This window comes from Roseicella aerolata, assembly GCF_020523605.1.
Lineage (GTDB): Bacteria > Pseudomonadota > Alphaproteobacteria > Acetobacterales > Acetobacteraceae > Paracraurococcus > Paracraurococcus aerolatus.
In genome coordinates, this window is the sequence record NZ_JAJAQI010000140.1 from 1 (window position 1) to 1528 (window position 1528).

At 59.0% G+C, this 1528-nt stretch carries 1 protein-coding gene; it reads left to right on the plus strand.

The window, feature by feature from the left end; translation table 11 throughout:
- Positions 1-214 precede the first annotated feature (214 nt).
- On the plus strand, positions 215-865 hold the full coding sequence (gene repC, locus LHA35_RS28195) for a replication protein C, IncQ-type (protein WP_226615064.1): 651 nt from the start codon (positions 215-217) through the stop codon (positions 863-865).
- Positions 866-1528 lie beyond the last annotated feature (663 nt).

The following is a 1528-nucleotide window of genomic DNA, read 5'->3' on the forward strand; positions in this document are numbered from 1 at the left end:
CCGCTCGTCCGAGCAAGGCGTACCGCCTCGTCCTCAAATTCCTTCGTAAACCGTCGCTGCTGCTTCATGTGGGTCCTCTTGCATCATCGGGACCTCTCCACTTTCCCGAAGCAAGTCCATCCAGGCGGACCTTCTTGAGGGCTTAGAGCGCGACAACGCTGCTAACCAGCTCGGCGGAACTGGCGACGAGTGGAGAGCGGGAGACTACCTCCGCATCAAAACCACTGTGCACACCTTGCTGCGCGAGTGCGGCTTAGCCACAGGGGGTTCCTCGTACTGGCGCATGGTCGCAAGTCTGATCCGCCTAAGCCGGGTTGCCTACTGTGACCTCGGGGCGATCGGAGGCAATCGGACGCGCATCCGAACGGGTGAGCAACTGCTTCGAGTTTCGATCCCGGAAGCTGGCGAAGGAGAGGAAGGTATTACGCTAGTCCTCAACGCCAAGCTGACGCAGATCGTGTTACGCCAGGGGGCCGACGCCGACGGGTTTTTCGTGGACATGGGCGAGGTAAGGCGTCTGCGTGATGGCGCTCGGATTGTCCACTTTAGGCTTTCTGCCCGCGTCACCGCTGGCAGCGCTCAGACGATTCCAGTGACGGAGCTAGTGGAGTGGGCGTACGGGCCAAGCCCCTGCTCACCAAGCGCCGCCTGCAATCGCAGGAAGCGCGCTGCAGCCTCGCTGATGCAGGTCGGGACTCTGCCTGGGTGGATTGTTGGCGAGGCCAAGGCTTACTCCAAGGCCCACAAAACCCCTCCGGAAAGCGACGCCTTCTGCGTCTACAGGCTCCATACAGGCGAGACCAAGGAAGCGCTCGACAACCGGATCCCCCTTCGGGCTTTCACAGCTACGACGAACAAGGGGTAAACTTCGTCTCCCTAATCCTCCATCGGAACGAGCTAAATGCTTGTTTTTGCATGCACCGCCCTTCCCCCTTCACGGCTACGACGAGCACCTGTTCGTCGTAGCCGTGAATCATGTTCGTCGTAGCTGTGAAAAATCGGCCCCGTTGTTCGTCGTAGCCGTGAACTATGTTCGTCGTAGCTGTGAAGAATCAACCGCGCTGTTCGTCGTAGCCGTGAATCGTATCGAATTCCGAGCGTTTTCAGAGGCTGTTTTCACAGCTGCGACGAACAGGTGTTCGTCGCAGCTGTGAATTTCGGACAGGTAAGTCATTGAGAAAAGGCGGAAAAATCCAGAGCCGAACCCTCAGTTATATATACAAGAAATAGATAGACTTAGAGGCTACGCAGAGGGATGGTTGTGGATAAGTCGCCCCCCCTCGCTTCGGCAGTAAGCGACTCTCGAGTTGGAAGCCGAGAGAGGGGGAGGGCTTGCAGCCCTCCCCCCGGCGCTGCGCGCCGGCTCCCCCACCCTTGCTCCGAGAAAAAAAGGGAGTCGCTGACTCGGTGTAAGCGTAAGCCTGTCGTGGCCTTGCGGTGACCATGGCGCGTGGTGGATGTCGTGTGGATGCCCGACGACGTGACACCGCCTGCAGCACTCGCAAACCGCTCATACGACGGTCGTAAG